This window comes from Neoroseomonas oryzicola, assembly GCF_012163135.1.
Taxonomy (GTDB): domain Bacteria; phylum Pseudomonadota; class Alphaproteobacteria; order Acetobacterales; family Acetobacteraceae; genus Neoroseomonas; species Neoroseomonas oryzicola.
On record NZ_JAAVUP010000016.1, the window covers coordinates 49,082 to 55,141 of the forward strand.

Sequence of the window (6,060 nt, forward strand, 5' to 3'; positions counted from 1 at the left end):
GCGGGGGCGGCGGCGGCCCCCGAGAGGGCCAGGGGCGAGGCCCCCCAGGAGGGGGGGGCCCCCCCCGGGCGCCGGGCGGGGCGGGGCCCCTGCCGAAAGTGGAAGGCGGCGTCAGGCGGCCGGGCGGTTGCCGGCCTGCGGCTGGGCCTGGGTGGCGGAAGCCTGGCCCTGCTGCGGGCCCGGGATGTTCCCAGCCGGCGCCTGCGGGGCCTGCGCCTCCATCGAGGCGTCCTTCTCGTCTTCCTTGATGTTCTGCTTGAAGGACTTGATGCCCTTGGCGAGGTCGCCCATCAGGCCGCTGATCTTGCCGCTGCCGAACAGCAGCAGAACGACCAGAAGCACGACCATCCAGTGCCAGATGCTGAACGAACCCATAGCGGCGCCTCAATCCCGTTATGGCCGCGCCCTGGGGGCGGCCGTCTCTGTCTGAACGGGCGGCAACCTAGTGTCCCGGACGCGCCCGTGCAAATCCACATGGGCCATCCGGCGCCCCGCCGCAACGGGTCTTGACGCCGGAAACTCCTGAAACCATATCGCGCGTCGATCCGGGCCCCTCTGGCGGCCGCCCTTCCGCATGGAATGAGGCGTCCGCGATGTCGGATCGCGTGGAAATCGCGCGATCCGGGCCCTTTCTGGCCGATGTCGGATCGCGCCAGAGAGGAGATGTTCTGGGGATGGAATTCTTTTCTGCGGAATGGCTCGGCAAGCCCCTCTGGATGTGGAAGGGCTTCCTGGCGGTCGTGCTGGTGCTGCTCGCCTTCGACCTCGGCGTGCTGAACCGCAAGGACAAGGAGATGGGGATCGCCCAGAGCCTGTGGCTCTCGGCCTTCTACATCGGCTTCGCGATGCTCTACGGCGCGGGCATCTGGTGGGCCTACGAGGCCGGGGAGCTCGCGACGAGCGACGGCGTGCATGCGGGCGTCGCCTATTTCACGGGCTTCTTCATCGAGAAGGCGCTGTCGATCGACAACGTCTTCGTCATCAGCCTGATCTTCACCTACTTCGCGATCCCGCGGGCCTACCAGTACCGGGCGCTGGTCTGGGGGATCATCGGCGTGATCGTGCTGCGCGGCCTCATGATCGGCCTCGGCGCGGCGCTGGTGCAGCAGTATTCCTGGGTGCTCTACATCTTCGGCGCGTTCCTCATCGTCACCGGCATCAAGATGCTGGTGGTGCCCGAGGGCGAGCAGGACATCTCGAAGAACCCGGTCGTGACGTTCATGCGCAAGCACATGCGCGTGTCCGACGAGCTGCACGGCCAGAAGTTCTTCGTGAAGCAGCCTGACCCGAAGACGGGCGCGATGGTGCGCGTCGCGACGCCGCTGTTCCTGGCGCTGGTGGTGATCAACATCGCCGACCTGATCTTCGCGGTGGACAGCGTGCCGGCCATCTTCGCCATCACGACGGACACCTTCATCGTCTACACGGCGAACATCATGGCGATCCTGGGCCTGCGCGCGCTGTACTTCGCGCTGGCGGCGATGGTGCACCGCTTCAACTACCTGAAGTACGCGCTGGCGCTCGTGCTGGTGTTCATCGGCGGCAAGATCTTCTGGAACCAGATCGTGGGGAAGGTGGATCCGGCCATCTCGCTCGGCGTGACGCTGGCGATGATCGCGGGCGGCATCGGCTGGTCGATGTGGAAGACGCGGAAGGACACGCCGGTCTCGGCGCATTGACCGAGGCGATTGGAGGGGCGCTGCCCCTCCAGTCCAGCCCGGCATAGGTTCCCGATGGCGTTGCCCCGCAACGTCATCGGGGCCCGCACGGCCAACAGACCGCTGCAAACCATCACCTGATACCGGTTTCCAAAGGCCCTTCGGCCTTTGGTGGGGAGGGACCGGGAGGGGCAAAGCCTCTCCCGGTCCCAACCTACGCCGCGCGGGGCGTCCGCAACCGCCGGACCTTGGCGCCGCTGTCGGCGGGCGGCGGTTCGCCGGCGAAGATCCTCTCCACCTCGGCCATACGCCGCGCCTCCTCGGGCGGCATATCGCCCGCCGCCTCGGCAACCGCGCGGATCGCGGCCAGGGCCTGCGCCCGCGGCGCGGGATCCTCGGGCAGCAGGCCCGGCAGGGTCTCGATGGCGCGCGCCTCGTCGATCAGCAGCATGAAGTACTGCTGCCGCACCACCTGCTTGAAGGCGGCGAGCGGCAGCGCCTCGCGCCCCACCGCGGTGCGGATGCGGCGGATCACGGCGAAGGACCGCTCGTCGGCCGAGCGGCTCGGCAGGCGGACCCAGAGCACGGCGCGGACCAGCGCCTCGTGGATGCCGCCCTCGGTCATCGCCGCGCGCAGGCCCTCAGTCGCCAAGGCGACGAAGCGGCGGTGCTCCGGGCTTTCGGTCGGGCGGGGGCGCGGCGGCACCGTCGCGGCTGCGAGGCCCGTCGTCGCCTGCACCACCGGGGAGGCATAGACCTCGCGGAACATCCGCTCGCTCAGCGCATCGCGCTGGGCGCCATAGGCCTCGAGCATCCGGGTGACGGCCTCGGAGACCTGGCGCTCGGCGTGGCGGCCGGGATTGTCGTCGGGCACCGGCTGACGGGAGGCGCGGGCGATCTCTGCCGCCGCGCGGATCCAGGCCATGGCGGGATTGCGGTCCGAGAACAGCGTGTAGGACAGCCGCGACGGGTGCAGCTGCTCGAGCGCCCAGGTCATCGGCGGCGTCGCCATGGCGCGCACCGCCGGCTGCAGGAACTGGCGGTAGAGCGCGAGGTTGCGCTCGGACAGCTGGCGCACCGCGGCGAAGCGCTTCTCGTCCTCGGGGTCGGTGCCGCCGTGCTGCGCCAGGTCCTCGAAGGTCCGGGCGTCGAAGGAGACAACCCAGTCGCCGCTGACCAGATCCGCGTTCGTCGCGTTCTTCGACGGCTGCAGCACCGCCTCGTAGAGGCCGGGCGGCAGCACGTCGATCATGTCCATGTTGGAGGCGAACTCGGCGTGTTCCTTCCGCGCCACCCCGCCCGAGACGAAGATGCCGAGGTGCCCGATGCTGCCATGCACGGAATAGACGATGGTCTGCCCATGCGTGCGCAGCGCGTCGAGGTCGCCGTAGAGGTCGCTGATCCAGGACAGCGCCTGGGCCGGCGGCGTGATGTCGTCGCCTTCCGAGCAGAACACCACGATCGGCGACTGGATGGCGCGCAGGTCGACGCGGGTGCCGTCCGAGAAGGTCAGTTCCCCGGTCGCGAGGCGGTTGCCGACGAAGAGCTGGTCGACGATGAACTGCATCTCCTCGGCGTTGAGGCGGACATGCCCGCCCCACCACTTCTCGAAGCCGAGGTAGCGGTCGGCCGCGCGGTCGACATCGGCCCAGACCTCGTACTGCTTGGTCCAGTAGGTGTTGGCCGGATTGCCGCTTTCGAAGTTCGACACCAGCCAGGCGCCGTCGAACTTGCCGCCGCCGAGGTCGCCGGTCATGGCGGTGAGCCAGGACCCGCCGAGCAGCCCGCCGAGGTAGCGCATCGGCGCCTTGCCCTGCACGCCGGCCCAGTAGGAGATCGGGGAACCGGCGACCATCAGCGGGCCGAAGGCCTCAGGGCGGATGGCGGCGGCCATCAGCAGCGCCCAGCCGGCCTGGCAATTGCCGATCGCGACCGGCTTGCCCTCGGCCTCGGGGTGGCGGCGGCCGGCTTCCTCGGCGAAGGCGACGATGGCGCGGACCACGTCCTCGATGGTCTGGCCGGGGATGGGCTCGGGGCGGAAGCCGACGAAGTAGCAGGGATGGCCGGCGGCGAGCGCGACGCCGATCTCGCTGTCGGCCTTGAAGCCGCCGATGCCTGGGCCGTGGCCGGCGCGCGGGTCGATGACGACGAAGGGGCGGTTCAGCGGGTCGGTCGGCGGCGCACCCTCGGGCGGCGTGACGCGGGCCATCCAGTAGTTCACCGGCCGCGGCAGGTCGCGCCCGTCCTTCACCACCTCGAAGCCGAAGGTGAGGACGTTGCGCATCGGGTCGTCCTCGCGCTCCAGGAACGCGTTGCCGCGTTCCCGCAGCACGTCGAGGAAGATGACCGAGCGCTGCCAGGCGTCGATGCCGTAGGCGAGCCAGGGGAACGGGGACAGGTCGGCGGCCATGGGGGGGCTCCGTGGCGTGGGAGGAGCCCTTCTACCTCACGCGGGCCGCCGCCCCATGATCTTCCGCAAGGCGGGGATCAGTTCTCCGGGCGCAGGCCCAGGCGGCGGATGAGCCCGCCCCAGCGCTCGATCTCGGCGGCCTGGAAGGCGCGGAAGGTGTCCGGATCGCTGCCGACCACGGTGAAGCCCGCACTTTCCAGGGCGCGGCGCTGCTCCGGGGCCTGCAGCGCGCGGGCGGTCTCGGCCGAGACGCGGGCGATGCGGTCCGCCGGCGTGCCCGCTGGGGCGAAAAGCCCGATCCAGGCGACGGCCGGGTCCGCATTCACCCCGGCCTGGCGCATGGTCGGGACGTCCGGCAGGGCCGGGACCCGCTCGCCGCTGGTCACCGCCAGGGCGCGCACCTTGCCCTCGCGGATCTGCTCGAACAGCGTGCCGCTGGTCGCGGCGAAGAAGGCCTGGATGCGCCCGGCGATGAGGTCGAGCACCGCCTGGCCGACCGCGCGATAGGGCACGTGCACCGCCTGGAAGCCCTGGGAGGCCGCGAGGTCCTCCATCGCAAGGTGCGACAGCGTCCCCGGCCCGGTCGAGGCGTAGGAGACCACCCCCGGATTGGCCTTGGCATAGGCGATGAACTCGGCTGCCGTGGTCGCGGGCACCGAGGGGTGCACGACCAGCACGAAGGGCAGCCGCGCGAGCAGCGAGACCGGCACCAGGTCCGTCGCGGGGTCGTAGCCCAGCGCCGGGTTCAGGATCTTCGCCGTGCTGCCGGGCCCGCCGATGGTGACGCCGAAGGTGTGGCCGTCGGTCGCCCGTGCGATGGCCTCGGTGCCGATATGCCCGCCGCCGCCGGCCCGGTTGTCGACCACCACGGGCTGGCCCAGCGCCTGCTGCAGGTGCGGCGCGATGGCGCGCGCCGCGAGGTCCGGGGTCGAGCCGCCGGGGAAGGCGACGATGATGCGGACCGGCCGGTCCGGCCAGGCGCCCTGGGCGCGCGCGGCGGCCGGCAGCAGCGACAGGGCGGGCAGCGCGGCGCCAAGGGCGCGGCGGGTGAGGCTCATGGCGGTCCTCCCGGACGGTGTGCGGATTGCGCGGGGTTCCAGCATGGCCCCGGCCGCTCGGCAAGCGTCGAGGATGATGACACGGGCCCGTGATTAATGATTGAGTGATATTCGTCCACTCAATCTGGACGGGCTTTCAGCCTCGGGATGCAACCGATGACTGCATGGATGCGTGTCGCTCTCCTCCTTGGCGTGTCGCTGGCCATGCCCGGCTGCGCGACCGTGGCGATGAACGCCGCGCTGCGGGCGGCCCATCCCCAGCCGGCTTGGGACGGCCAGGTGGCCATCGCCTCGGAGCCCGCAGGCGCGGCCTGCCGCGTGATGCGCGGGGATCGCGTGGTGGCCGAGGTGCCGACCACGCCGGGCACGGTCGAGCTCACCCGGTCGCACGCCATCCTCGAGGTGCGTTGCCAGGCGGAGGGCTACATCGAGACCGCCGAGGTGCTGCGCCCGCGCGACGACCCGGCGGTGTTCCGCATGGCGCCGAACGGGATCATCGGCGCGACGGCGACGGTCATCAGCCTCGCCGGCGCGCTGACCATGCGCTACCCGGGCGAGGTCACGGTCGCCATGCCGCCCGAGGTCTTCGCCTCGGAGGCCGAGCGGGACCGCTGGTTCGCCGGGCGGCGCGACCAGATCCTGGCGGTGCGCGCGACCGAGATCGCGCTGGCCGAGGATCGCTGCCGCACCGTCACCGAAGGCAGTTGCGACCCCAACCTGATGGTCATGCGGCAGGAACAGGAGGACGACCTGCGGCGCCTCGATGCCCTGCGGGACCGCGCGGGCCTCGCGACGCAGGTGGCCGAGGCGCGCTGACGGACAGTTCGAGACTGCGCCGCGCGGCGCATTCCGCAGTCCGGCACCGGCCCGCTACCCCCACCCGGCCACCCAACGACAGTATCCTGGATGGGTGGCCGGGTGGGGGAGCGGGCCG

At 71.1% G+C, this 6,060-nt stretch carries 5 protein-coding genes; 2 read left to right on the forward strand and 3 right to left on the reverse strand.

The features are described 5' to 3' along the window. Window positions 1–111: 111 nt before the first annotated feature. Window positions 112–375 (reverse strand): twin-arginine translocase TatA/TatE family subunit, encoded by a 264-nt coding sequence (locus tag GWK15_RS23730; RefSeq protein ID WP_168043891.1) that lies wholly within the window; start codon window positions 373–375, stop codon window positions 112–114. A 299-nt stretch (window positions 376–674) separates the two neighbouring features. On the opposite strand from GWK15_RS23730, the gene GWK15_RS23735 reads away from it, so the two are divergent. Beyond that, window positions 675–1,679 (forward strand): TerC family protein, encoded by a 1,005-nt coding sequence (locus GWK15_RS23735; protein ID WP_168043892.1) that lies wholly within the window; start codon window positions 675–677, stop codon window positions 1,677–1,679. A 193-nt stretch (window positions 1,680–1,872) separates the two neighbouring features. On the opposite strand, the gene GWK15_RS23740 is transcribed toward GWK15_RS23735, so the two are convergent. Both GWK15_RS23740 and GWK15_RS23745 read right to left on the reverse strand, forming a co-directional pair. Further along, window positions 1,873–4,068: a DUF3141 domain-containing protein gene (locus tag GWK15_RS23740; protein ID WP_168043893.1), complete on the reverse strand. Its 2,196-nt coding sequence runs from the start codon at window positions 4,066–4,068 to the stop codon at window positions 1,873–1,875. A 77-nt stretch (window positions 4,069–4,145) separates the two neighbouring features. After that, complete coding sequence (locus GWK15_RS23745) at window positions 4,146–5,126, reverse strand: Bug family tripartite tricarboxylate transporter substrate binding protein (RefSeq protein ID WP_168043894.1); 981 nt, start codon at window positions 5,124–5,126, stop codon at window positions 4,146–4,148. Between the two features lie 168 nt (window positions 5,127–5,294). Here GWK15_RS23745 and GWK15_RS23750 point away from each other — a divergent pair, with 168 nt between their 5' ends. Beyond that, window positions 5,295–5,942: a hypothetical protein gene (locus tag GWK15_RS23750; RefSeq protein WP_168043895.1), complete on the forward strand. Its 648-nt coding sequence runs from the start codon at window positions 5,295–5,297 to the stop codon at window positions 5,940–5,942. Window positions 5,943–6,060 lie beyond the last annotated feature (118 nt).